This is a genomic window from Kribbella catacumbae DSM 19601 (assembly GCF_000372465.1).
Classification (GTDB): Bacteria; Actinomycetota; Actinomycetes; order Propionibacteriales; family Kribbellaceae; genus Kribbella; species Kribbella catacumbae.
This window is the reverse complement of the sequence record NZ_AQUZ01000036.1, coordinates 71,302-94,787: the sequence shown is the minus strand read 5'-3', so window position 1 is coordinate 94,787 and position 23,486 is coordinate 71,302. Positions and strand designations below refer to the sequence as shown.

The 23,486-nt window shown below is 68.0% G+C and carries 25 protein-coding genes and 2 pseudogenes; 13 read left to right on the top strand and 14 right to left on the bottom strand.

The window, feature by feature from the left end:
- Positions 1 to 5: 5 nt before the first annotated feature.
- A pseudogene (locus tag A3ES_RS57470) lies at positions 6 to 314 on the top strand (HNH endonuclease signature motif containing protein); the annotation flags it as partial.
- A gap of 23 nt (positions 315 to 337) precedes the next feature.
- On the opposite strand, the gene A3ES_RS57465 reads toward A3ES_RS57470, so the two are convergent.
- The 3 genes from A3ES_RS57465 to A3ES_RS0130590 all read right to left on the bottom strand — a co-directional run bounded on the left by A3ES_RS57465 (position 338) and on the right by A3ES_RS0130590 (position 3,896).
- Positions 338 to 910, bottom strand: a complete 573-nt coding sequence (locus A3ES_RS57465; RefSeq protein ID WP_475008847.1) for a hypothetical protein — start codon at positions 908 to 910, stop codon at positions 338 to 340.
- Between the two features lie 179 nt (positions 911 to 1,089).
- Entirely contained in the window at positions 1,090 to 3,153 is a 2,064-nt protein-coding gene (locus A3ES_RS0130595) for a YhgE/Pip domain-containing protein (RefSeq protein WP_020390660.1), read from the bottom strand.
- Positions 3,150 to 3,896 carry a hypothetical protein gene (locus A3ES_RS0130590; protein ID WP_020390659.1) on the bottom strand — a complete coding sequence of 249 codons (747 nt, stop codon included), beginning with the start codon at positions 3,894 to 3,896 and terminating at the stop codon, positions 3,150 to 3,152. The genes A3ES_RS0130595 and A3ES_RS0130590 overlap by 4 nt, the downstream gene beginning before the upstream one ends.
- A gap of 58 nt (positions 3,897 to 3,954) precedes the next feature.
- On the opposite strand from A3ES_RS0130590, the gene A3ES_RS0130585 reads away from it, so the two are divergent.
- Entirely contained in the window at positions 3,955 to 4,566 is a 612-nt protein-coding gene (locus A3ES_RS0130585; RefSeq protein ID WP_020390658.1) for a TetR family transcriptional regulator, read from the top strand.
- A gap of 241 nt (positions 4,567 to 4,807) precedes the next feature.
- On the opposite strand, the gene A3ES_RS0130580 is transcribed toward A3ES_RS0130585, so the two are convergent.
- Together A3ES_RS0130580 and A3ES_RS0130575 are read right to left on the bottom strand one after the other, a co-directional pair.
- The gene (locus A3ES_RS0130580; RefSeq protein WP_020390657.1) at positions 4,808 to 6,379 is read right to left on the bottom strand and encodes a molybdopterin-dependent oxidoreductase; all 1,572 of its coding nucleotides are present in this window, start codon (positions 6,377 to 6,379) and stop codon (positions 4,808 to 4,810) included.
- A gap of 78 nt (positions 6,380 to 6,457) precedes the next feature.
- Positions 6,458 to 7,012, bottom strand: a complete 555-nt coding sequence (locus tag A3ES_RS0130575) for a MarR family winged helix-turn-helix transcriptional regulator (RefSeq protein WP_026163355.1) — start codon at positions 7,010 to 7,012, stop codon at positions 6,458 to 6,460.
- 197 nt (positions 7,013 to 7,209) lie between these two features.
- Here A3ES_RS0130575 and A3ES_RS0130570 point away from each other — a divergent pair, with 197 nt between their 5' ends.
- From A3ES_RS0130570 to A3ES_RS0130560, 3 genes are all read left to right on the top strand, one after another.
- Positions 7,210 to 8,016 (top strand): DUF8175 domain-containg protein, encoded by an 807-nt coding sequence (locus A3ES_RS0130570; protein ID WP_020390655.1) that lies wholly within the window; start codon positions 7,210 to 7,212, stop codon positions 8,014 to 8,016.
- The gene (locus A3ES_RS55645) at positions 8,016 to 9,374 is read left to right on the top strand and encodes a TrbL/VirB6 family protein (RefSeq protein ID WP_202806624.1); all 1,359 of its coding nucleotides are present in this window, start codon (positions 8,016 to 8,018) and stop codon (positions 9,372 to 9,374) included. Before A3ES_RS0130570 ends, A3ES_RS55645 begins: the two co-directional genes overlap by 1 nt.
- A gap of 63 nt (positions 9,375 to 9,437) precedes the next feature.
- On the top strand, positions 9,438 to 10,238 hold the full coding sequence (locus A3ES_RS0130560) for a metallophosphoesterase family protein (protein WP_020390653.1): 801 nt from the start codon (positions 9,438 to 9,440) through the stop codon (positions 10,236 to 10,238).
- An 821-nt stretch (positions 10,239 to 11,059) separates the two neighbouring features.
- Here the strand turns inward: A3ES_RS0130560 and A3ES_RS0130555 are convergent.
- Positions 11,060 to 11,707 carry a hypothetical protein gene (locus A3ES_RS0130555; RefSeq protein ID WP_020390652.1) on the bottom strand — a complete coding sequence of 216 codons (648 nt, stop codon included), beginning with the start codon at positions 11,705 to 11,707 and terminating at the stop codon, positions 11,060 to 11,062.
- Positions 11,708 to 11,810: 103 nt separating this feature from the next.
- Here A3ES_RS0130555 and A3ES_RS0130550 point away from each other — a divergent pair, with 103 nt between their 5' ends.
- A complete protein-coding gene (locus tag A3ES_RS0130550; RefSeq protein ID WP_237745100.1) occupies positions 11,811 to 12,737 on the top strand; it encodes a hydroxymethylglutaryl-CoA lyase in 927 nt (308 codons plus the stop codon).
- Positions 12,738 to 12,885: 148 nt separating this feature from the next.
- On the opposite strand, the gene A3ES_RS57230 is transcribed toward A3ES_RS0130550, so the two are convergent.
- The 6 genes and pseudogenes from A3ES_RS57230 to A3ES_RS0130530 all read right to left on the bottom strand — a co-directional run bounded on the left by A3ES_RS57230 (position 12,886) and on the right by A3ES_RS0130530 (position 15,646).
- Positions 12,886 to 12,972 carry a hypothetical protein gene (locus A3ES_RS57230; protein WP_169501815.1) on the bottom strand — a complete coding sequence of 29 codons (87 nt, stop codon included), beginning with the start codon at positions 12,970 to 12,972 and terminating at the stop codon, positions 12,886 to 12,888.
- 25 nt (positions 12,973 to 12,997) lie between these two features.
- Positions 12,998 to 13,168: pseudogene (locus tag A3ES_RS57460) on the bottom strand (helix-turn-helix transcriptional regulator); the annotation flags it as partial.
- 31 nt (positions 13,169 to 13,199) lie between these two features.
- Positions 13,200 to 13,586, bottom strand: coding sequence for a VOC family protein (locus tag A3ES_RS48960; RefSeq protein ID WP_020390650.1), 387 nt, complete (start codon positions 13,584 to 13,586; stop codon positions 13,200 to 13,202).
- Entirely contained in the window at positions 13,586 to 14,281 is a 696-nt protein-coding gene (locus A3ES_RS0130540) for an EcsC family protein (RefSeq protein ID WP_020390649.1), read from the bottom strand. Before A3ES_RS0130540 ends, A3ES_RS48960 begins: the two co-directional genes overlap by 1 nt.
- A gap of 142 nt (positions 14,282 to 14,423) precedes the next feature.
- Positions 14,424 to 14,732, bottom strand: coding sequence for a GNAT family N-acetyltransferase (locus A3ES_RS0130535; protein ID WP_020390648.1), 309 nt, complete (start codon positions 14,730 to 14,732; stop codon positions 14,424 to 14,426).
- Positions 14,729 to 15,646 (bottom strand): class I SAM-dependent methyltransferase, encoded by a 918-nt coding sequence (locus A3ES_RS0130530; RefSeq protein WP_237745099.1) that lies wholly within the window; start codon positions 15,644 to 15,646, stop codon positions 14,729 to 14,731. Before A3ES_RS0130530 ends, A3ES_RS0130535 begins: the two co-directional genes overlap by 4 nt.
- Before the next feature lie 97 nt (positions 15,647 to 15,743).
- On the opposite strand from A3ES_RS0130530, the gene aat reads away from it, so the two are divergent.
- Positions 15,744 to 16,409, top strand: coding sequence for a leucyl/phenylalanyl-tRNA--protein transferase (aat, locus tag A3ES_RS0130525; protein WP_026163352.1), 666 nt, complete (start codon positions 15,744 to 15,746; stop codon positions 16,407 to 16,409).
- A gap of 121 nt (positions 16,410 to 16,530) precedes the next feature.
- Positions 16,531 to 16,992 (top strand): nitroreductase family deazaflavin-dependent oxidoreductase, encoded by a 462-nt coding sequence (locus A3ES_RS0130520; protein WP_020390645.1) that lies wholly within the window; start codon positions 16,531 to 16,533, stop codon positions 16,990 to 16,992.
- Positions 16,993 to 16,998: 6 nt separating this feature from the next.
- Here A3ES_RS0130520 and A3ES_RS0130515 read toward each other — a convergent pair whose 3' ends face one another.
- Both A3ES_RS0130515 and A3ES_RS48955 read right to left on the bottom strand, forming a co-directional pair.
- Positions 16,999 to 17,772, bottom strand: coding sequence for a DUF899 domain-containing protein (locus tag A3ES_RS0130515; protein ID WP_020390644.1), 774 nt, complete (start codon positions 17,770 to 17,772; stop codon positions 16,999 to 17,001).
- 683 nt (positions 17,773 to 18,455) lie between these two features.
- On the bottom strand, positions 18,456 to 18,926 hold the full coding sequence (locus A3ES_RS48955; RefSeq protein WP_157630825.1) for a DUF1016 N-terminal domain-containing protein: 471 nt from the start codon (positions 18,924 to 18,926) through the stop codon (positions 18,456 to 18,458).
- Positions 18,927 to 18,999: 73 nt separating this feature from the next.
- On the opposite strand from A3ES_RS48955, the gene A3ES_RS0130505 reads away from it, so the two are divergent.
- The 5 genes from A3ES_RS0130505 to A3ES_RS0130485 all read left to right on the top strand — a co-directional run bounded on the left by A3ES_RS0130505 (position 19,000) and on the right by A3ES_RS0130485 (position 23,410).
- Positions 19,000 to 20,082 (top strand): adenosine deaminase, encoded by a 1,083-nt coding sequence (locus A3ES_RS0130505; RefSeq protein WP_020390642.1) that lies wholly within the window; start codon positions 19,000 to 19,002, stop codon positions 20,080 to 20,082.
- Positions 20,083 to 20,131: 49 nt separating this feature from the next.
- Entirely contained in the window at positions 20,132 to 20,644 is a 513-nt protein-coding gene (locus A3ES_RS0130500; RefSeq protein ID WP_020390641.1) for a GNAT family N-acetyltransferase, read from the top strand.
- 67 nt (positions 20,645 to 20,711) lie between these two features.
- Positions 20,712 to 21,407 carry a PadR family transcriptional regulator gene (locus A3ES_RS0130495; RefSeq protein ID WP_020390640.1) on the top strand — a complete coding sequence of 232 codons (696 nt, stop codon included), beginning with the start codon at positions 20,712 to 20,714 and terminating at the stop codon, positions 21,405 to 21,407.
- Between the two features lie 189 nt (positions 21,408 to 21,596).
- On the top strand, positions 21,597 to 22,592 hold the full coding sequence (locus A3ES_RS0130490) for a daunorubicin resistance protein DrrA family ABC transporter ATP-binding protein (RefSeq protein WP_020390639.1): 996 nt from the start codon (positions 21,597 to 21,599) through the stop codon (positions 22,590 to 22,592).
- Complete coding sequence (locus A3ES_RS0130485; protein WP_020390638.1) at positions 22,589 to 23,410, top strand: ABC transporter permease; 822 nt, start codon at positions 22,589 to 22,591, stop codon at positions 23,408 to 23,410. The genes A3ES_RS0130490 and A3ES_RS0130485 overlap by 4 nt, the downstream gene beginning before the upstream one ends.
- The last annotated feature ends 76 nt before the right edge of the window (positions 23,411 to 23,486 follow it).

The window sequence follows — 23,486 nt, the reverse complement described above, 5'->3', positions numbered from 1 at the left end:
TCACCGTGACCATCAACCTGGACGACCTGATCCAGGCCGGGAAGAACGTCACCGGTGACCTNGTCTTCGGCGACGGCCTGTCCGCCGGGGCGGTACGCCGCCTGGCNTGCGATGCCGGCGTCATCCCCGTCGTCCTCGGCTCCGACAGTCAACCGTTGGATGTCGGGCGGGAGTTCCGGTACGTCACCACCGGCCTGCGCAACGCCCTGAACCAACGCGACCGCGGCTGNGTCGTCTGCGGCGCCCCACCGATCTACTGCGACGCCCACCACCTCACCTCGTGGCTCGACGGCGGCATCACCAGCATCTCCAACTTNGTCTTGTTGTGCCGCGTCCATCACACCGCATTGCACGACGGCCACTGGACCATCCAGACCATCNACAACCAGGTCCACGTCACCCGCCCCACCTGGGCCGACCCACCACCCCGCAGTACCCGAAAACCCACCCCACCCAGCACCACCGCCCCCGCACACCCCGCGGCGACGGACATCGACACCTGCAGCTCACGGCCCACCGGCGGCGTTCCTTGGATCACCGCCGAAGAGGCAGCCGCCTTCGACCCCTGGGCCGACAGGGCCTGACAACCCCACGGACACTGCGTGCAGGTGGGTAACGAGGGCGCGTTGGAGGGTCTTCTGTGGTATTCGGCCAGTTGCGGGTTGAGGAGCCACGAAGTGCAGACGAACGCCGCCACCGGCTCATCGGGGTACCAACGCTCGAATAACCGTGCCGCTGCTGTGATCGACTCTCGGAGGCTTGCGCGTCGAGTCGCCCGATCGGAGCTACGTGGATCATCAGCACATGGCCGGAGACGCCGTCTCCAAGTCCCAGCTGAGCGTGGGTGAACGAGTGCCGGCCGATTGTGGTGACCGGGTCTCCTGGAACGGGGAAGTCGACGCTGGCCGATCGACTGGCTTGGGTGAGCGTTGAGCGAGCGAGTTGATCCAGCCTGTGCGCTACCTCAGCGCCTGCCAGGCCGAGGTAGTCCACCCGCCTCAGCCACCGCGAGCCGCGACGGAGCGGCGGACCTTGAGTGGGCGGGAGCGGGCGACGCAGGAGCCCGCGTGGGAAGAAACCCCATCACCCTTAGATGGCGAGTTCCGGCTGGAGCTTTTTGGCGGGCCAGACTCGTTGTTTGTGGGCGGCTAGGGAGGAGGCGGCTAGGCCGGCTAGGAGCCAGGCTGTCAGGACCAACAGGTCTTTGGGGATGCTGTTGCCGGGGCCGCCGTACATGAGGTGGCGGACGCCGTCGATGGCGTAGCTCATGGGGAGTACGTGGTGGAAGAAGTAGAGCGGGGCGGGGATCGTCTGCCAGGGGAACGTGCCGCCCGCGCTGACCAGTTGGATCACCATCAGGACCAGGCCGAGGAACTTGCCTACGGCACCAAGCCAGGCCGACAGAGCATGCAGGATCGCGACGAAGGTCAGTGAGGTGAACATCAGGTAGCCGACGGTCAGCCATGGGTGGGCTGTGTCGATGCCTAGTCCGAAGATGACGGCGGTGAAGACCAGCGCGGCCTGGAGCGCGCCGAAGATTGCCGGCGGCAACCAACCGCCGAGGGCGACCCGGATCGGCGCCTGCAGGCCGGCGAGGGCGCGCGGCGACAGTGGTCGCACCAGGAGGAACAGGACGTACGCACCGATCAAGCAGGCGAGGCTGAGGAAGAACGGAGCGAGTCCGGCGCCGTAGCTGTCGGCCGTTGCCTGCGAGGAGTTCTTCAGGCCGACCGGGGCGCCGAGAGTCTCCGCGACTGCCTTGCGTGCTTCGGGTGACGGGTCTGGGATCTGCTTGGCGCCGTTGGTCAGTGCCGTGTACAGGTCGGTCGCGCCGGTCTTGAGCTTGCCGACACCCGTCGCGAGGCTGTTCACGCCAGTGAGTAACTGCCCTTGACCAGTGACCGCCTGCTGCTCACCGGACGCGAGCTGCGAGGCGCCGGACTGCAGTGTGCCGATACCGGTCTTCAGCTGAGTCGCGCCGGTGCTGAGCTGGCCTGCGCCGGTTGAGGCGCTCCGGACGCCGGAGGTGAGCGCCGGGGTCGCATTGGCGAGCGTCTCGGCGCCGGTCGCCACCTGCCGGGCGCCGGTCGCGAGCTGGGTGAGCTGCTTCGAGGTTGTCTGGATCTTGGTGTTCGCGGCAACGACCGGTCCCCGCAGCTTCGCGGTCTCGGCGGCAACCTGGTTGATCTGCGTCTGGGTGAAGCCGCGCGCTTTGAGGCGGGCGGCGAGACCGGCGTCGAAGGTGGTCAGATCCTTCACCAGCGTGCTCGACGCCGTCGCGACCTGCTGGCCGACGCCGGCGACCTTCTCGTTGCCATCAGCAACTTGATCGGCGCCGTTGGCAAGCTTCCGGGTGTCGGCCGGCAAGGTAGCGGTCTTGTTCTTCAGCGTTGTCAGGCCGGAGTTCAGCTGGCTCGCACCGGTCGCGAGATCGCCGGCGCCCTTTGAGGCTTGGGTAAGTCCGGTGTTCAGCTTGGTCGCGCCTGCAGCCAGCTGCTGCTGTGCGGTGTTCAGCTGACCTGCGCCGGTCTGGAGCTTGCCGACACCGGTACTGGCCGAGGTGAGCCCGCTCTGCAGCTGTCCGGCACCGGCCGCCGCCTTGGTGATCTGGCCGTGGATCGTGCTGAACCCGGCCAGCAGCTTGCTCGCCGCGGTCTCGCTGACCTGCGCGGCGACCGACTTGGTCACCTGCGCGACGACCTGGTTCGCCATCGTGTGGGCGAGGTAGTTGTTGGCGTCGTTGGTCAGCAGTTCGAGATTCGCCTGCCGCGGCTCGAACTCGGCACTCGACGCGAGATCCGCCGAGAACGTCTTCGGCAGTACCAGCGCGAACTCGTACTTCCCGTTCCCCACCCCCGCCAGCGCGTCGGCGCGGTTCACCCGGTGCCAGTCGAAGCTCTTCGAGTTCACCAGCTCATCGGCGACCTGCGGGCCGACCGACAACTTCTCGCCGGTGGACAACGTAGTACCGGCGTCTTCGACGACCACTGCGGTCGGGACCTGGTTGAGCCGGCCGTACGGGTCGTGGTTGGCGTAGAGGTAGAGGCCGCCGTACAGCATCGGGACGCAGAGCAGCGCGACAATGGCCAGCTTGGGCAATCGCCCAGCGGTCAGCCGCCGCAACTCGCTCAGCGCCATCCGGATCGCGGTCATGCCTTGTCCTTCGCTTCCGCGGGCTCTTCGTCTTCGACCGGTACTGCGACGTCCTCGGCCTCGGCGTCTTCGATCGGTACTACGGGCGCGACCGGCGCGACGGGTTCCACCTGGACGGGATCGGGCGGACTCACCGATCCCAGCTGAGCCGCCTCGACGCCGAGCAACCGCGCAGACGCCTCCGCACAGGTGATGATCACGCCGTACCCCCGGGACGCCAGGTCGCGACCCAGCTCGTACCACTCGTGCGGATCCCCACCGAGCCGGTCCGGCATCGTCAGGATCACCACCTTGACGTCCGGCCGAGCCACTGTGAGCTCCGCAAGCAGCTTGGTCCGTACTGCGACCGGCAGGTGCTCGAACCGCCTTTCGGCATACCCGGCCCAGTCGTGCTCACCCAGCCACTCCTGTACTGCCTTGCGCCCAGCCTTGTGGCCAGCGATCGCCAACTCCTCGCCGACGACCGTCTGCACCGGCAGTGCGTCGTCAGGCTCGGTGATCCCCGGTGTATCGACTACAGCAACCCGGCGACGCAATACGCGGCCGGAGGTCTCGCCGTCCAGCCGCACATCGCCACCGTCCGGCTTCAGTCGCCCAGAGAGCCCGAGGGAGGCTGCCACGTGACCGGACCCGGGGTACCCCGCCAGCAGGACCAACTGATGGTCGCTGACGCTGACCGATGTCGCATGCAGCATCGGCGCGTGCGGACCCCGCACGCTGATCGCGTGAGCTTTGAGCTCCATCGTGAGAAACCTCGTTCAATACGGTTGTGTATTCAATACAGAACTGTATCCTACTGTCATGGAACCACCCAAGCGACGTCGCTCCGCCACCCGGGCCCGGCTGCTCGAAGGTGCCCTCGAAGTGTTCGCCGAGCGTGGCTTCCACGGCGCCTCGGTGGAGGACATCTGCGACCGGGCCGGGTTCACCCGCGGCGCGTTCTACTCGAACTTCGGTTCCAAGGACGAGCTCGTGCTCGCCCTGTTCCAGGCGACCACGGATCGCCTGCTGGAGCAGATCGGCGCGCTGCTGCCGGACCTTGCGAATCAGCCAGGGACCCTGCTGGACGCAGTGCTGGGCCTGCTTGACGAAGCAGCGCTGGACCAGCGGCAGTGGCACCTCATCTCCACCGAGTTCACGCTGCACGCGCTGCGAAGTCCTGAGGCCGCGGAGGCGCTCAATCGGCAGCGCGGGATGTTCCGCGACCAGCTGACCCGGCTCGTGGAGGAGATCACCGCGGCCGGCGATCTCCAGCTGAGCGTCCCGCCGGAGCAGTTCGTGCGGCTGGTGATCGCTCTGCACGAAGGCGCCCGATCCCAAACCCTGCTCGAGCCTGCGGCCGTGCCGGCCGGGTCGCTCGAGCGCACCTTTCTCCCGATGGTTCTGAACGCTGTCAGTCGCAGACAGGTGTAGCGTCTAGGCCAGGTGACCTTGGGGGGAGGTTCTCCCATGGTTGGGGGTGGCCCGCACAGGGCTGGGCACGATGTACTGCTGTTGACTGTGTCGACGACCAGCGAGCTGGCTCGCCCCTTTCGGACCAAGGGGTCGTTCGAGCCGCTGAGCCGGCGCATCGTGTCGGGGCTCGCCGCCACCTGGGGATTGGCCACCGCGAACGGCAGTCGCACCGTCGTCTGGGCGGTACTTCAGGACCGCCCTAGCCGACCTTGACGTCGACGCTGTGCAGGCCGGTCGAGCCGTCCGGTGCCGGCGGTGCCTGCGACTCGATCTGAGGGTTGCCCTTGGCATCGAACGCGCGAACCTGCAGAACATGGTTGCCACGCGGCGCATCCCAGCTCCAGTGCCATTGCCGCCAAGTGTCGATCGAGGCGTCGGTCGCCAGCTCAGCTTGTTGCCATGGGCCACCATCGACGCGGACCTCGACCTTCGAGATGCCGACATGCTGGTCCCACGCGACGCCGGCCACCGTCACCTGACCAGTCGACGCCTTCGACCGCGGTACGTCGATCCGCGACGACAACTTGATCGGCCCGCGCTCCGACCAACCGCGCGGAGTCCAGTACGCCTCGAACTGGTCGAACCGGGTCACCTCGATGTCGGTCAGCCACTTCGTCGCCGACACATAGCCATACAGACCCGGTACGACGATCCGCACCGGGAACCCGTGTTCCACCGGTAATGGCTGCCCGTTCATCGCGAACGCGAGCATCGACTCGCGATCGTCGGTCAGCGTGCTCAGCGGCGTACCGGCGGTGAAGCCGTCCTTCGACGTCGATTTGATCGCATCGGCGTCGGCGGCCGGTCCCGCGTCGGCCAGCAGGTCCTTCAGCAGGACGCCGGACCAGAGCGCGTTGCCGATCAGGTCGCCGCCGACCTCGTTGCTGACACACGCCAACGTGACCCACTTGTGGATGACCTTGCGCTTCAGCAGGTCGTCGAAGCTCAGCTCGAGTTCGCGGTCGACCATGCCGTGGATCCGCAGCTTCCAGCCGCCCGGCAGGATCAGCGGCACGGACAACGCCGTGTCGATCCGGTAGAAGTCGTCATTGGGAGTCGCCCAAGGAGTCGCCCCATCAGCCTGTACTCCGGCAGGCGGGTCGAGACTCGGCGGCAACGGCAACTGGAGAGCAGCTCGGGCGTCACTGACCGCAGAGCGGCGTCCGCCGACGACTCGGCCCAGTGCGCCCACTGCGACGGTCCCCAGGGCTACACCCGCCGAGAGCTGCAGGAAGCCGCGCCGGCTGACTCCGTCGTCGGGGTTGGTGACCAGCCCGGACAGCCTGGTGGCGAACAGCCGGAGGAGGAGCAGGGCGGTGATCCCGGCGACGAAGGACGGGATGAACCCGGTCTGGCCGGCGTCGGGACGAGTGGCCGCCGCGAGCACGGCAAGGCCCGCGAGGAGGATGACGACAGCCGCGCCGGCCCAGTAGCGCAGTACGGCGAGAACGCCGCCGAGCGCGGCGAGCGCGAGCAGAACGAGGAGGATGCCGGTCTTGAGAGCGGTCTTGTCGTGCGTCCCGAAGAGGGAGATCGCGAGGTCCTTCAGCCACGGCGGGACCTGGTCGATGAAAGCCGAACCGATCGCCACGACGGGCGTCTGGCGAGTGCCGAGCAGTGCGGCTGCTACCGAGCCGGCAGCCAGTCCGGCGAGGGCGGCGAGTACTCCGCCCGCTGCGGACCTGAGCAGGAGTCCGCTCCGGCCGGGGCGCGCTGGCGTGCTGCTACCGGGGTCGCTGAGCTCGCCTGGCTGGGCCAGAGGTTGGTTCACGGCTCAACGATCGCTCGGCGCGGCGCCTGACACCAGCCAGACGCCGCATCCGTTAGTAGCGGGTAATGCGATTGCTGGTCAGATCCGGTCGGCCGAGCTGATCGGGCCGAGGTTAGGCCGGCCGTTGGGCCAGCGACGGGCATTGTCGCGAACGCGACGGAGCTTGCCGAGGACGAGCTCTTGCTCGTCCGCCAGCTGAGACATCCACAGGCTGTCGATCTCCAGGAGGTGGTCCGGCAGCGCTTCACGTAGCCGCCGCTTGCCCTCCTCCGTGAGGACTGCGAACGAGCCGCGGGCATCGTCGGGACAGGGCTCCCGGCGTACCAGACCGAGATTCTCGGCGCGGTCGACCAGCCGGGTGATGCCGCCGGTGGTGACGGTCAGCTCCCGGGCGAGTGAGGTGAGACGCTGCTTCTCCCCGTGACTGCGGGCAAGCCGCAGCAACAGTTCGAACATTGCCATTTGCAGACCACTGCGCTTGAGGGAATGGCGCATCAGGTGATCGAGTTCGGCTGCTGCTTCACGCAGCAGGCCGTACGCGGTGATCACGTCGCTTTCCCAGGGTTCGGCGGCGTGAGTGGGTTCTGCATCGGCGAGCGCTAGGGGCGAGCAAAGCGAAGGCGCGATGGTCATGCGCGGACTCTATTAGCTGACTAGGTCACTTCGCTACACGGGGTGACCTATCGGCTACAGGTCGAGACGCGATCGATGGGTGTTTGAGCGTGACTCAGGGCGGTCGAGGCGCTACCTGTGGATAACTTTCGCGGCGGTCGGCCGATTTTTGTCAGGCTTTCCCTGTCAGTTCGCAGACCGGGGAAAGTGGGGATCCGATGAGTGAGACCGAAGGTCAGTCACCCTTTGGGCGGGGGTTCGTCGCGGCAGCCATCGTGATCGGCGCCGTCCTCGCCTGCGGCGGCGTCCTCCTCGTCACGGGCCTGTCCGCCGACTCGGACACGTCATCGGTGATCGACTCCGGGCCAGCCGCTGCCGCTGCCGGTACGAATGCTGCGGACCCCGGCGCTGACCGGGAGGGCTCCGGTGCGCAGCCTGGGTCGGGCTCCACGGGTGCCGCTCAGTCCACCGGCTCCGGTGCTGCGAACCGCTGCGGGTTGCTCGCCGGCGACCAGACCATCCCCTCGAGCCAGGCGCCGGCCGCCGACGGATGGGAGGTCAGCCGCCGAGTCGTCGTCCCGCGCTCCTCGGCGTACGGTCCGGCGAAGACCGACCCCGACGGCTTCCGGCGCTGTTTCGCCCACTCGCCGACCGGCGCGGTCTACGCGGCGTACAACGTGATCGCTGCCCTGGCCGACCAGACCAAATCCGTCCCAACCGCCGGCAAGCTGATGCTCCCGGGACGCGACACCGACGCCCTGCTCAAGCAGTTGAAGGCGGAACCGGCCGACGCCGACTCAGAGCCGACCCAGCTCGCGGGGTACAGGGTGGTGGATGCCAGCCGCGATCGCGCGACCATCATGCTCGCGCTACCCGTGCAAACGGAGTACGTGAGTGCCACCATCACCCTCACCTGGTACGCCGGTGACTGGCGTCTCGTGCCACCCGTGAACGGCAATCCGGTCGGAGCGCCGTACTCGCAACACCGTGACCTCGACGGCTTCGTGGCCTGGAGTGGTGTCTGATGTGCGGGAAAATGGACCTCGGCTGCCACATCCAGGAGGGCTTCCAGTCGGTTCTCACCAACCAGTTCGACGCGATGCTGCGGGATATGAACGAGGCCGCCCTCGCCAGCCTGCACTCCCAGTCCACCTTCTGGATCAACCTGCAGAGCCCGACCGTCGCCACCGGCAGCGGTCAGCACTGGGCGAACAGCGGGACGGTCGCGTTCCTGCAGGAGCACGTCCTAGCGGTGTCGGCGGCGATCTTCACGCTGGCGGTGATGGTGGCCGGCATTCGGATCGCCTGGGAACAGCGCGCCGAACCACTCCGACAGTTGCTGAAGGCAACTATGTTGTTCATCTTGGTGTCGGCGGCGGGATCCGCCGTACTGCAGCTGCTGATCCTGTGGTCCGACGAGTTCTCGAAGAACCTGGTCACCAAGGCGCTGCCGGCCGGTCAGTCCTTCGACGCGGCGCTCGGCAACCTGGTGATGAGCGGCGGCGGGCAGACCCTGCAGAAGCTGCCGATCCTGCTGGCGTTGTTCAGCGGCACCGCGGCGCTGCTCTCGTCGCTCGTCCAGATCATCCTGCTGCTGATCCGGTCGGCGATGCTGGTGCTGCTGGCAGGCACGTTCCCGCTGGCGGCCGCCGCGACGAACACTGAAGTCGGCAGGGCATGGTTCAAGAAGTTCTGTGGCTGGGCGCTGGCCTTTGTCGCGTACAAGCCGGCCGCTGCCTTGATCTACGCGGCCGCGATCCGGATGAGCCATGACGGGATGACCAACGGATCCGGAGACGGCCTGGTGCAAGTGCTCACCGGACTGATGATGCTCGCGCTCGCCATCGTCGCCCTGCCCGCGCTGCTGCGCTTCACCGTCCCCCTGACCGCAGCCGCCGCCGGCGGCAGCTCAGGCATTGGCAGCTCGGCCGTAGACCCCGGCGGCCTGGCCACCGGCGCCATCAACATCGGCCGCTCGACCGGCAGCCGCTCCGGCAGCCGCTCCGGCGGTGGCTCCGGGGGCGGCTCCGGGGGCGGTGGGGGCGGCGGCGGGGGTGGGGGTGGAGGTGGCATCGCGTCCGGCGCAATCGGTGTAGCGGCCGGCGCCGCCGGCGCCGGCCTCGCAGCCGCCAAGAAAGGAGCCGGCGCAATCTCAGGCGCAGCCTCCCACTCAGCCGGCGAACCCGGCGGCGGCTCCTCAGCCTCCGGCAGTTCCTCCGGCGCCTCACGGTCAGGCAGCTCCCGCCCCGGCGGCGGCTCGTCCCCCACCAACCGCTCCGGCCCCCGAGGCAGCACCCCACCTCGCCCCAAACCCCCGCCGCCCCCACCACCGTCGCCTTCGTCCCAAGACTCAGAACCAGTCGGCCCCACCGGCGGCTGGTGATCCCCGCACGGGTCGGGTAAGGGTGGGCGGGCTGGGGTGGGTGCGGGATGTGAGGATGCGGGGGTGAAGCTTGAGCGGATTGCGTTGATTTCTGATGTGCACGGGAACTTGTCGGCCCTGGAGGCGGTGCTGGCGGATATCGGGCAGCGGGGGATCGAGCGGATCTTCAACCTCGGCGACTACGTCGGAAAGGGGCCGCGCGGGCGTGCGGTGGTGGATCTGTGCCGGGAGAAGTGCCAGGTCAACATCCTCGGCAACTGGGACGACTTCCTGCCGGACCCCGAGCGGGTGGACGACAGCGAAGGGATGCGCTGGTGGAAGAACGAGTTGCGCGAGGACCAGTGGACCTGGCTGCGAGCGTTGCCGTTCAGCCACGACTTCGTCCTCAGCGGGCGCCGGATCCGCCTCTTCCACGCCTCGGCGACGAGCGTGCACCGACGAGTCCGCTTCGACCATGACGAGCAGGAGTTCCTCGGCATGTTCCAGAACACCGAGGCCACCGGCGACGGCCCGCTTCCGACAGTGGTCGGTTACGGCGATACGCATGACGCCTTCTATGAGGTCGACCTGGAGCGCCGAACCCTCTTCAACACCGGCAGCGTCGGCAACAGCATGGGCGATGCCACTCCCGTCTACGTCATCCTCGAAGGCGTCCCCGACACCCTCGACGACGCCCCCTTCTCGATCCAGTTCGTCCGAGTCCCCTACGACGCTCACGCCGAACTCGAAGTAGCCCGCGCCCTCGAAATGCCCGAACTCAACGGCTACGAATCCGAAATCATCCACGGCATCTACCGAGGCAACCTCTACGCCAACACCACCCCCACCTACCACCGCCGCAGCCACACCCCGGCAACGGTCTAGGGGTCACGCCCAACCAACTCCCACCTGCTCGCCATCCCCTCGCCGGAGTCGATCCGCAGGCAGGGCGGAAGGCGAAGACGCCGACAGTTGCGCACCCACGACCCGACCCCGATGCCCCGACGCGCCGATGCCCCGACGCGCCGATGCGCCGACGCCCCGATGCGCCGACGCGCCGACGCGCGCCGAAGGGCCGAGGGAAACGTTTGCTAGCCGGAGACCGTACGCGCGGGCCGTCCAGCCCCTCCCGGCGTTGCACCCAGGGGCCGTCGTCGCTGACCTTTCGACCCGCTGGTCCGAACCCACCAGTGGTGGGCTCGGCCCCCTAACGGCGACCTTGAACAAGGCGCACCCTGTTCGAGGTCGCCAGAAGGTGTTCAAGCCCACCACTGGTGGGCTCGGTCGCCTAGCCCGACGGACAAGCCGGCCTGGGCCGCAGTCGGCGGTGTGACGGATGAATCGGGTCCGGGCGCTGCGCACCGGCGTACTCGGCCGAACCGGGCCGGCCGAGTCGGGTCAGCCGAACCGGGCCGGCCGAGTCGAGCGAGCCGGCTGGGCGGCCAGGCGGGAACGGCGGGCCGGGCGGGCCGGGACAGCACCTGTTCACGCCGTGTACGGCGGGTTGCGGGGCGCCGATGGCCGGTTCTGGTGCCGATGGCGCGCTGTAGCAGGCTATTGGTGGGCTAAGGCGCTATCGGGTAGACCGCGAGCGCCGCGGGGCCGGCCAACACCCCGACCTGCTCCCGCGCTGGATCTCGTCGGACTCGGCAGTCGGCCAGACGGCCTTGACGAAGTGACGCTCCACCCAACTAGCCGGCTCTGACCTAGGGGCGGACTAGCAGGGCTTCCGAGCCGACTGGTTGGTAGGCGGCGGCGAGGAAGGTGCGGGTGGAGGCGGCGTTGCCGGGGCTTACCTGGGACCAGATGTGGGTGCCGGGTGGGATGAGGGCTCGGGCGGCGAGGGCGAGGCGGCGGCCATGGCCTTTGCCTCGGGTGGATTCCGGTACTTCGAGGGCGACCTCCAGCCGGCCGGCCAGGCCGCGGCCGGTGAGGACCAGGCCGCCGTACGAGTCGGCATAGGCGTGTACGTCGTCGCGGTAGCGCCAGGCCCGTTCGATCCGGGGGTGGCCGCGTTCGGTCAGCTCGACCAGGCCTTCGATCGCTGCCTCGCGTTCGGCCGGGTCGGTGAGCGCGGGGGCCAGCAGCATCTGGTCGATGGCGTTCACACGGCGGGCGGTCAGTTGTTCCAGGGCGTACAGGAACGGCGGGTTGAGCGGCGCCGAGAGGTCGCCGTCCGGGATCAGGCCGGCGACCCACGCCGGAGAGACGTCCGCGGCGATCACGATGTGCGCCGTGAACGCCACCACGCACACCTCGCGCTCGGACGGCGCGGGGACGACGGTGATGCTCAGGTCAGGGGTGGGGGAGACGCCGCCTTCGATCCCGCGCAGAATGTCAGCCAGAGTTGTCATCACGAGCCATTGTGGAGGAGAACCCTCCCCGCTCAGTGGATGGAGCCCGGCCCACCGAGCCTGGCCCATCAGCTGGAGCCCGGCTCACGAGATGGAGGCACAGGTGCGTAAGCCCGAGCAGGTCAGGGCCGAGGGGCTGCCCGAACGGGTGACGATCTACGAGGTCGGTCCGCGGGACGGATTGCAGAACGAGGACGCGATCGTCGACGTGGCGGTGAAGGCCGAGTTCATCCAGCGGCTCGCCGCGGCCGGATTGACCACCATCGAGACGACCAGCTTCGTGCACCCGAAGTGGGTGCCCCAGCTCGCCGATGCCGCCGAGCTCCTCAGCCGGCTCGATCTCCCCGAGGCTGTCCGCGCTCCGGTGCTGGTACCCAACGAACGCGGCCTGGATCGCGCGCTGGAGGCCGGTGTCAGCGAGATCGCGATCTTCGCCAGCGCGACCGAGACCTTCGCCGCCAAGAACCTGAACTCGACGGTCGACGAGCAGTTCGCCATGTTCACGCCGACCGTCCAGCGCGCGCTCGACGAAGGATTGACCGTCCGCGGCTATGTCTCGATGTGTTACGGCGATCCGTGGGAGGGCGATGTACCGATCGATCAAGTGGTCAAGGTCGGTGCGCGGCTGGTCGAGCTCGGCTGCCACGAACTCTCCCTCGGCGACACCATCGGGGTCGCCACTCCGGGCCAGGTCATCGCGCTGATCAAGGCGTTCGAGGCCGCGGGAGTCGGCGTCGACAAGCTGGCCGTGCACTTCCACGACACCTACGGCCAGGCACTCGCCAACACCTTCACCGCACTCCGTGAGGGCGTCACCACCGTCGACAGTTCTGCGGGTGGGCTGGGCGGTTGCCCGTACGCCGAAAGCGCGACCGGCAACCTCGCCACGGAAGACCTGCTCTGGCAGCTCGACGGCCTCGGCATCGAGACAGGCGTGGACCTGGAAAGCCTCGTCGCCACCAGCGCCTGGATGGCCACCCAACTCGGCAAACCCTCAGCCAGCCGCGTAGTACAGGCCCTCGCCGGCTAGCGGGCGAGCTCAACCAGCCGCGAAGTGTTGGCGGCTAGACCTCGGCGGGCTCGCGGCGGGTCAGGGGGAGGCGGTTTCGGGTCTGCTCGTCTGCGGGGGTTTCCACGAAGAGGATCAGGTCCGGGTGGGCGGGGCACGGCCAGTTCGGTCAGGTGAAGGCGAGCTCGCCGGCGACCGGGTGCAGGATCCGCCGCGGTCGGGGCTCGCATTCCGCGACCTCGTGCTTGGACCACAGCTGCTCGAACTCCGGGCTGAGCTTGCGCGAGCCACGTGTACCAAGTCACGCCGACCCCGGCGAGTTGAGCGAGCTCTTCGCGCCGAAGGCCCGGAGTACGGAGTCGTCCGCCCGGAGGCAGGCCGACGGCTTCGGGGGTGACCCGGGCGCGGCGCGCCTTCAGGAATTCCCCAAGCTCACCCCGACGAGTGCTCATCAAGCCATGCTGACACGCGCCGCCGACAGTTTCACCGGGATTCCGGCGGTCCGGCCTCGGTGCCATACGTGGTCAGGCAGAACGCATGCCCGGCCGGGTCGAGAAACACCCGGAAGACGGCCGGATGCGGCTGTACTGCGGTCTTGGTCGCGCCCGCCGCGATCACGCGCAGCTCCTCGGCGTCGAGATCGGCGGCTTTGAAGTCGAGATGACATTGCTGGGGAACGCGTGGATCGGGCCAGGTCGGAGCGCGGTAGTTGAGGTCCCGCTGGAAGCCGAGATTCGCCGTACCGAGTCGCAGCTCGGCGTACGACTCGGTGGAGATGGCGATTTCTCCACCACAGATCCGCTGGTAGAACTCGGCCAGCACGAGCGGCTCGGGGCAGTCGAGCGTCGGCCCCCAGAACGGCGCGACCACTACGGCTCGATCGGGCGCCGGATCCTCCGGACCAGGCTCTTGTCGGCGTACTCACCGATCCGGTACGTCGACCAGCCGTCGACGCCTCCACCCACGACGCCGCCGAGCAGCGGAATGCGCCGGGTCACCATGATCCCCATCCGCTTGCCGCTGATCCGGGCGATCAGTTCACCCACCACCTCGCCGGCCACCAGCCGGTCCAGCTCCGGGTCGAACACGGGCGCGGTCGCGATCGCGAGCGGCGAGGTCGGCAGGCTGGACTTCTTCAGCCGGTCGGTGACGCCCTCCTCGCCCAGCATGCAGGTGATCACCGCGGTGCGGACCCGCGGATCGCCCAGGTCGTACCCGCGCAGGTGCGCGATCGCGGCGACCATCCGGGCCTGCACGACGGCGATGCCGGTCAGGTTCGCGGGCAGCGCGACCGGGAGCGTGACGAGCCCGCCGATGCTGGTGACGAACCCCTGCACGCCGGCCAGCCGGATGTGCTGGTCGATCACCGCGTCGATCGCGAGCTGTGCGTCGCCACCGGCCTTGGCCAGCTGCCGATCGGCGAGCTTCTCGGCACCGGGAAAACGCTGGTACCCGTCGATCGCGATCTCCAGGACCTGACGGAGTACGCCGGCCGCTGCCTGCGGGGCGAACCTCTGGGCGGCAGGCGCGAGACTGCTGGCAACGAATCTGGCTACTCCGGCCACAGCACTCCTTCACAACTCGGACACCCACCCCCGGAGTCCGGCGGGCGGGCGCAGCACTCTCAACTCTACGTGGCCCACCAGCTCGCGCCACTCGGGAGAAACCCCGGCCCATCCCTTGATCACCAAGCGTCAGCGAGTCGTCCTAAAGCCAGCGGATCAAGTGCAGCTTCGCGACTGGCTGTCCGTCGACCATTACCGCCGCGGGCTCCCGGCCCCACTGCTCGAACCCGCAGGACCGATACAGCCGCTCGGCCGCCGCATTCCCCCCCACCGTCACGTCATCGGGTCGGCCGACCCTGGTCAACCGATTGACCGTGACCTCCAACGGCTGGTCCAAATCTTCGGCGTACGTCGAGGTGAAGGCAGCCGGCGTCGCACGCAGCGCCTCCAACCGAAACGCCCTGTACTCCGATGCGTCTGCGAGCCCGAGCGGCCGGATGGTGATCGTCACGACGCCAACTGGGCGCGGGTGCAGCGAGTGAGATACGGCATCGTGAGCTTCTTGCGACCGCGCAGATCGAGATGCGAGTCGAGCAGTTCGCCGACCTGGTGCATCAACTCGTCACGGTCCGCGGCGGGCATCGTGATGACATACGACCGCGACGCGACCAGGTCGAGCAGCTCAGCCCGGGTGAGCGCATGCTCCCAGCGGACGTCGAGTCGCTCGACCTCGCGGAACGGCGTACCGATCGAAGGTGAGCTGTCGATCTCCACCCGGGTGTGCCGATGCAGCACGCGATCCAGCTCGGCCACCCACGGCACGCTGTGGTCGCGGACGTTCCACACCAACCCCAGCGTGCCGCCGGGAGTCAGCACGCGGGCGATCTCCGGCAGCGCCTTCGCCGCGTCGAACCAGTGCCAGGCCTGCGCGACCACCACGGCGTCAACAGCACCGTCTTCCAGGGGAATCGCCTCAGCCGAACCGTCCCGTACGTCGGCTTGCGGCACCGCCGCGATCAGCTCTTCCCGCATCGGCGCCAACGGCTCCACGGCAATCACGTCGAGGCCGCGGGCAACGAGCAACTGCGTGAGCTTGCCCGTCCCGGCGCCAAGGTCGAGCACCGACCGCGCAGTACCGGGGACCAGCCAGTCGACCGCTGACTCCGGGTACGGCGGTCGCCCGCGCCGGTACGCCGCTGCCGCGTCGCCGAAGGAAGTCGCCTGCGCCTGCCGCGACCATCGCCGGCTGGCGCCTTGCCGGGTCATGCCGCAGGCCTGCCCGATCTCCTCCCAGCTGGCCAGCCGCTGGGACCTGAGCTGCTCGATCAGCTCGGTCCGCCGGTACTCCAGCGCCGCGATCACCTCGGTCATCCGGGCGACTCCCCCGAGCCCGCCCGAACCCTCGATCTCCTCGACGATCTTCATGCTCCGAAGCATATGTTGCCTCCGATTGAGCTTGTCAACATCTGTTGCGATGATGGCCGGGCGTTTCGCCCCGTGAGGGGTAGGTCAGGATGGTGGCGTGCCAATCGAACCACCTGCCTCCGTGTGGGACTTCCCGCCGGTCGCGGTCGCCGGTGCCAGCGATGTCGTCGCAGCCGGCGCGGATCTGGAGCCGGGCACGGTGCTGGCGGCGTACCGGCGGGGACTCTTTCCGATGCCGGACAGTCATGGGCCCTTGTTGTGGTGGTCGCCGGTGGAGCGCGGGGTGATCGACGTGGACGGCTTCGCGCCGTCGCGGTCGCTGCGACGGGCTCGGCAGCGGTTCGAGATCCGGGTCAACACGGCCTTCGACCAGGTCATCCGGGCGTGCGCCGATCCACGCCGGCCGGGTTCCTGGATCGACGGCGACATCATCGCGGCGTACACGCGATTGCACCGGATGGGTTGGGTGCACTCGGTCGAGGCCTGGGATGGCGATGAGCTGGCGGGCGGCCTGTACGGCGTGGCGATCGGCGGGCTGTTCGCGGGGGAGTCGATGTTCCACCACAAGACCGACGGCTCGAAGGCGGCCGTGGCTGGTCTGGTGGAGTTGCTCAGCGACAAGTACGCCGCTGATCGCGTGCTGGACATCCAATGGGTGACCAGCCATCTCGCGACGCTCGGTGCGGTGGCGATCCCGCGCGATGCGTATCTCCGGCGGGTCGAGCGCGCACTGGCGCTGCCGCTGCCGGACGCGTTCGCCTGACTCCTGCTGTCGTCCGCGCTGACTCGGCAAACCGAGAGCACTGCTCTTGACTTGCCGATCACTTCAGTGTTCACTAGTCACAACAGAGAGCGGTGCTCTCGACAACTGGGAGGCGATCGGGATGCAGGAGTACAACGACCAGCGGGTGGTCATGTCGGGCCGCAAGAGCATGCTGGTGATGAACAAGGCCGTCGCCGGCCTGGCCAATCTGGGCATCAGCCTGATGGGCAGCCGCGTCCTGTCGGTCCGCGGCCGCAAGTCCGGCCAGTGGCGCAGTACGCCGGTGAACCTGCTGACCATCGACGGCCAGCGCTACCTGGTCGCGCCCCGCGGTCACACCCAATGGGTCAAGAATCTGCGCGCCACCGGCGACGGCACCCTCCGCATCGGCCGCAAGGTCGAGACCTTCCGCGCCGAAGAACTCGCCGACGCCGACAAGTCCGACGTCATCCGCGTCTACCTCAAGAAGTGGGCCTGGGAAGTCGGCGCGTTCTTCGGCAAGGACGTCCGCGCCGACTCCTCCGTCGAGACCCTCCTCCACGTGGCGCCCGGCGTACCGGTGTTCAAGATCCACGCCGTCTGAGCTGCGTCAGAGGTCGTACTCGTCCGGGATGCGCAGGTTGGGACCGCCGAGCTGGAGACCAAGCGGGGTCGCGCGACCCTTCGGTTCTTCCCAATCCTCCTGGCGGCCGAGCGCGGTGAGATCGAGGTAGGGGTAGCCGCTGTGAAACTCCTCGATCCCGCGGCCGAAGGTGGAGTAGGTGTGGAAGACCTCGTCGCCGACCCGCAGGAACGCGCTGATCCCCGGTACCTCCTCGCCGTTCATGCTCTCGGACCATGGCATTCCGGCCTCGGCGAGCTCCTCTTCGGTGCGGAAGTACATCAGCACCGGCGCCACCCGGTTGTCCAGGGTGGCGTGGAAGTCGTAGTTGAAGTCGCTGCCGAACGACGAGTACCAGGGGAACGTCCAGCCCATCCGCTCGCGATACGCGGCCAGCTTCTCGTACGGCGCCCGCGACACCGCCACGAGCGAGGTACTGCGGACCTGCAACTGCCTCAGCCGGCCGATCCCATCAGCGGCGGATGAGCAACTAGAGCACCCCACCTCCCAGTCCGGCGCAAACATGAAGTGATGCATCACCAACTGCGGCCGGCCCGCGAACATGTCGAGCAGACCAACCTCCCCGTCCGGCCCGTTGAACGTGTACGCCTTGTCCACCCGCACCATCGGCAACCGCCGCCGCTCAGCATTCAACTGATCCCGAGCGTGAGTCAGCGCCTTCTCCTTCTCCAGCAGCTCCCGACGAGCACCCATCCACTCCTCCGTCGAAACCACCACCGGAAGATTCCCCATCGTTGTCATGACGCCCTTCCTAACTCATCGACACCTCCCGTCCGTGTAACCCCCCGCGCCCCACTCAAACCCACCAGCAAGCGGGCCGGACACCCCCGCACGCACAGCCCCCAGCCAACCCCGACCCACCGAGGCAAACGCTGGTCGCCAAGGCCGATAGGGGTCCGGACGTCCGTGCAGACCCCTCTCCGGTCAGCAAACGCTTCCCACGGCGTGTCGGGACATCGGCGCCAGGTCGTGCGTGCGCAGCCGTCCACGCCGTCGCCACGGCGGACGCATGGTCGGACAAGCCGAGGAGTGACAGATGACCCGCGTGAAGGATTTCTGCTACGGACCGGCAAAAATCCTTCACGCCGTGCTCCGGGACGATCTCAGCCAGCGCTGTCGAGTCACACTGCAGGAGGTGGAGCGGGGCCTTGCCCGACCGCTGGCGGAGTCCGCTCTCGATCTGGAGGGCGAGCACGTCCCGGCTCCACCCGTGCTGAACCGGCGCGGCGGGAGTCGGGGCAGATGCGACGGCCGGAACTGCGCAAGCGGCACTTGCATAATTCCGCGCCTACCCCGGTTCGCGGCTCCCATGTCGCGATCGCGGACTCCCAGGCCATCAGACCCTCCAACCAAGCGGGAGGGATGCGCTTACCGGGGACGGTGGGCGGGGGATTGATGGGCTGGGCGTCCGGACGGGTGGTGTGTCAGGGGAGGCGGCTTCGGCGCGGGCGGCGGTGGAGGTTGGCGGCGATCTGGGCTGTCAGGGTGGCTCGGGTCCAGTTGTTGTCGAGGGATTGCTTGGCGTACCAGATGCGGAGATTGAGGTTGTCCAGCTTCTGGAGGAGGACCAGGTGGTGGTGCCAGGGCAGTCCGGCCAATGGGCCCCGGGCGAAGGATTCGTGGGGCCAGGCTTCGGCGAAGGTGCGCATGTATCTGAGGTTGCGGGAAGAGAGGCCCTTGCGGGTGGGGAAGCGGGCTTTGAGGTCCGTTGAGAGATGGTCGATGACCCGGCTCGTCCAGTCGGGCTTCTGCCGCCAGCGCAGGATCTCGTGGCCGATCGTCCAGCAGGCCAGGAGCGGTTCGTCGGCCGTCGCCCAAAGGTGGGCTGTTACTGCTTCGAGGAAGGTCGGGTACCAGGCCGGCATCAAGGGCCGGTGAGTTGGGCTGTGGTTCATATGGCTCAGGATCGGGGTGGGGTCTGCTGCGACACGAAGGCCTTTGGTGGGCAGGTTGGGGCAAGATGGCGGCATGATCTCCCAGGAGCAGGTGAAGGTCGCGCCGAAGGTTTTGTTGCATGACCATCTTGATGGTGGGTTGCGGCCGGAGACTGTCGTGGAGCTGGCTGCTGAGATCGGGCATCAGCTGCCGCGGACCGAACCCGGTGAGCTCGGGCAGTGGTTCGTGGAGTCGGCGGACTCCGGGTCGCTCGAGCGGTACCTGGAGACGTTCGATCACACCGTCGCGGTGATGCAGAACGCCGAGGCGATCGAGCGGGTCGCGAGTGAGTGCGTGCAGGATCTGGCCGCCGACGGTGTCGTGTACGCCGAGATCCGGTTCGCGCCGGAGCAGCACCTCACCGGCGGGCTCAGTCTCGAGCAGGTCGTCGACGCGGTCCGGGCCGGCTTCGAGGACGGCATGGCCAAGGCCGAGCGGCCGATCGTCGCGCGGCAGTTGCTGACCGCGATGCGGCACCAGGCCCGGTCGATGGAGATCGCCGAACTGTCCGTCGCCTATCGCGACGCCGGTGTCGTCGGCTTCGACATCGCCGGCGCCGAGGCCGGCTACCCGCCCACCCGGCACCTGGATGCCTTCGAGTACCTGCAGCGCGAGAACGCGCACTTCACCATCCACGCCGGCGAGGCGTTCGGGCTGCCCTCCATCTGGCAGGCGATCCAATGGTGCGGCGCGGACCGGCTCGGGCACGGCGTACGGATCATCGACGACATCTCGTACGACGAAAGCGCCGGGCCGGCCGGCAAGGTCGAGCTCGGCCGGCTGGCGGCGTACGTGCGGGACCGGCGGATCCCGCTGGAGATGTGCCCGAGCTCCAACCTGCAGACCGGGGCGGCCGAATCGATCGCGCAGCACCCGATCGGGCTGCTCGCGAAGCTGAAGTTCCGGGTCACGGTGAACACCGACAACCGGCTGATGAGCGGTACGTCGATGAGTCGCGAGCTGACCTTGCTGGCCGAGGCGTTCGACTACGGGCTGACCGACTTCCGCTGGTTCGCGATCAACGCGATGAAGTCCGCCTTCATCCCCTTCGACGAGCGGCTCGCGATCATCGACGACATCATCAAGCCCTGGTACGCCGCGGCGCTCAGCAAATGAAGGGCTAAACAAATAGACGCGAGGCCGCCGTGGCAGCAGCATCAGCGCCATGACGACACAGCAGATCCGCCTGGTGGCCTTGTCCGCGGCGGCGATGGAGGCGTTGCTCGCCGATGATGTGGCGACGGCGAACCGTGAGTCCGGCGTCGAGCTGACCGAGTTGTTCCTGGACGACCACTCGAAGTGGCTCTTCAACTACCGCCTCCCGCAGGTGAAGGGCGATCCCGGCTCGGCCCGGTGGCTCATCCACGCGATCGTGTCCGAACCCGCGGGCCTGGTGGTCGGCCATGCCGGCTACCACGGCCCACCCGACGAGAACGGCATGGTCGAGGTCGGCTACACCGTCGACGCGCAGTACCGGCGGCAGGGATACGCCAAGGCGGTCGTCGCGGCGCTCATCGAGCAAGCCGCCGCCGAGCCCGGCGTACGGGTGGTGCGGGCCTCGATCAGCCCGACCAACGCCGCGTCCCTGGCGACCATCGCGGGCTTCGGATTCCTCGAGGCCGGCGAGCAATGGGACGAGGAGGACGGCGTGGAGCTCCTCTTCGAGCGCTCCGTCTGACTACTTGACATCGGATACACGGGAACGAATACTCGATTTCGAGTACTTGGGATCGAGGAGGTGTCACATGGTCAAGCGCAAGGTGGCCAATCCACTCGCGTTCGCCGTGCTGGGGAGCCTCAGCGAGCGGCAGATGCATCCGTACGAGATCTCCACGATGCTCAAGACTCGCGGCAAGGACATGAGCATCAAGCTCAACTACGGCTCGCTCTACTCGGTCGTGGCCGCCCTCGAGAAGAACGGCTATATCGAGGCGGTCGAGACCGTGCGCGACGGCAATCGCCCGGAGCGGACCGTGTACGCGATCACCGAGGCGGGGCGCGCGGAGTTCACGGACTGGCTGTCGGAGTTGCTCGGCAGTCCGGAGCGCGAGTTCAGCCAACTGGAGGCTGGGCTCGCCTATCTCCCCGCGTTCCCGCCGGCGCGGGTGGCCGAACTGCTGGAGCAGCGGGTGCAGGCGCTGGCCGCCGAGGTCAAGCAGATCGAGGGCACCCACGCCTACATGGAGTCGAAGCAGTTCCCGCGGATCTTCTGGGTGGAGTCCGAGTTCCGGCTCGCTCTGGTCCAGGCCGAGCTCACCTATGTCCGCCGGCTCGTTCGCGCGATCCGCACCGACGCGCTGGAGGGCTCGGACTTCTGGCGCAAGGGCTACGAGCTGGTCGAGAAGCTCGGCATCACGCCGGCCGAGCTGTTCAAGGATCCGGTCAAGTACTTCGGAGAGGAGTTTCCCTGGCTTCAGGAGTTCCCACCAGAAACCCAGTGAGACACCAGTAGGACGGCCCCCGGCCAGGGTGCGGCAACACCCGGGCCAAGGGCCGCAGTTCCTCGAGTCGATCCCGCAAGCGAGACCTGGCACCCAAGGCCACAACCATCAGGATAGCCAGGCGTGCGCCGACACGGCGCACTCCGCCGGATCGACTCCTCAGCACTCATCCAGAGGAGTCGCATCACCATGGCACCATCCCCTGCCCTCGAGGCAGCAGAACTGGTCAAGACCTATCCCGCCGGCCGCAAGAAGCCGCCGCTGCGGGCGCTCGACGGGCTCACCTTCACGGTCCCGGAGGGGGTAGTACTGGGGTTGCTCGGGCCGAACGGCGCCGGCAAGTCCACCACCGTGAAGATCCTCACCACCTTGTCGCGGGCCGACTCCGGTACTGCGCGGGTAGTCGGCCTGGATGTCGTCAAGCAGCAGGAGGAAGTCCGCCACGCGATCGGCTATGTGCCGCAGAAGTCCAGCTGTGACCCGATGGCGACGGGCGTCGAGAACCTCGTCCTGAGTGGGCGGATCTACGGCCTGTCCCGGCAGGAATCGGTACGCCGGGCTGCCGAGCTCCTCGAGCGATTCGACCTCACTGAGGCGGGTGGCCGGCAGGTCCGCACGTACTCCGGTGGCATGCAGCGCAAGCTGGACGTGGCGCTCGGGCTGGTCCATCGTCCGCGGGTGCTCTTCCTCGACGAGCCGACCACCGGCCTCGACCCGGAAGCGCGCGCGGACCTGTGGACCGAGGTCGAGCGGCTGTCCGGCACCGAAGGCCTCACCGTCTTGCTGACCACCCACTACCTGGAGGAAGCCGACCGTCTCGCCGGCCAGCTGGCGATCGTCGACCACGGCAAGATCGTTGCCGAAGGCACCCCCGAGGCGCTGAAGGCCGAACTCCGGGGCGATTCCGTCCATGTCGAGCTGGTCGAGCCCGACACGGAAGGCATTGTCCGAAGGTTGCTCGCCGCGTTGCCGGGGATCGGCGAGATCGTTGTCGAGGGCAACACGTTGCGGGCCCGGGTCGACCGGGGCGCGACAGCGGTGCCCGCAGTACTGGGAGCCCTTGAGGAGAAGGCGATTCCGGTGCTGGCGGTGACGGTTTCGCGGCCGTCGCTGGATGACGTCTATCTGCAGTACACCGGTCGCTCGTTCAAGTCGGCCGAGAAGAATGAGGAGCGGGCGGCATGAGCACACTGACGGCAACCCGAATCGCCCAACGCCCGCTACGCCGGGGTGGCTTCCTCAGTCATACCGGGTTCATCACTGGCCGGTGGCTGCGGGCGCAGTACCGGTCTCCTGCTCTGATCGCCTTCACGCTGGTGCAACCCGCGATCTGGTTGCTGCTGTTCGGCCAGTTGTTCAAGGGGGTCGTGGCGCTGCCGGGGTTCAGCGACTCGTCGTACATCGCGTTCCTGACGCCGGGCATCGTGATGATGACGGCGCTGATGACCAGTGGCTGGAGCGGCACCACGTTCATCGATGACATGGATCGCGGCGTGATGGACCGAATGCTGACCTCGCCGGTACGCCGGGGCGCGTTGATGGCGGGACAGCTGATCAGCAACGGGACCACGACGGTGATCCAGACCGTACTGGTGTTCGCGATCGGCTTCGCGGCCGGCGCCCGGTACGACGGCGGCGTGCTCGGCTACGTCGTCACGATCGTCGCGTCGATGCTGGTCGGTACGGCGTTCGGCTCGCTCTCGAACGCGGTCGCGCTGCTCACCCGTCGGCAGGACGCGCTGATCGGCATCTCCCAGTTCGTCTCGCTGCCGCTGACCTTCCTGTCCTCGATCATGCTCGACCTGAAACTCGCCCCGGACTGGGTCGGCGTCGCAGCCCGCTTCAACCCGGTCGACTGGGCCGCCATCACCGCCCGCCAAGCCCTGTCCGCCACCCCCGACTGGAACTCAGCCGCCCGCCACGGCGCCTACCTCCTGGCCTTCACCCTGCTAGTCGGCTACCTCTCCACCCGAGCCTTCCGCACCTACCAACGCTCAGTCTGAATCCCTCGAACCGGCGCCCTCCCACACAACCGGAGGGCGCAGGTTTCGAGCTGGAAAGGTGAAGTCGCGAGTGTGT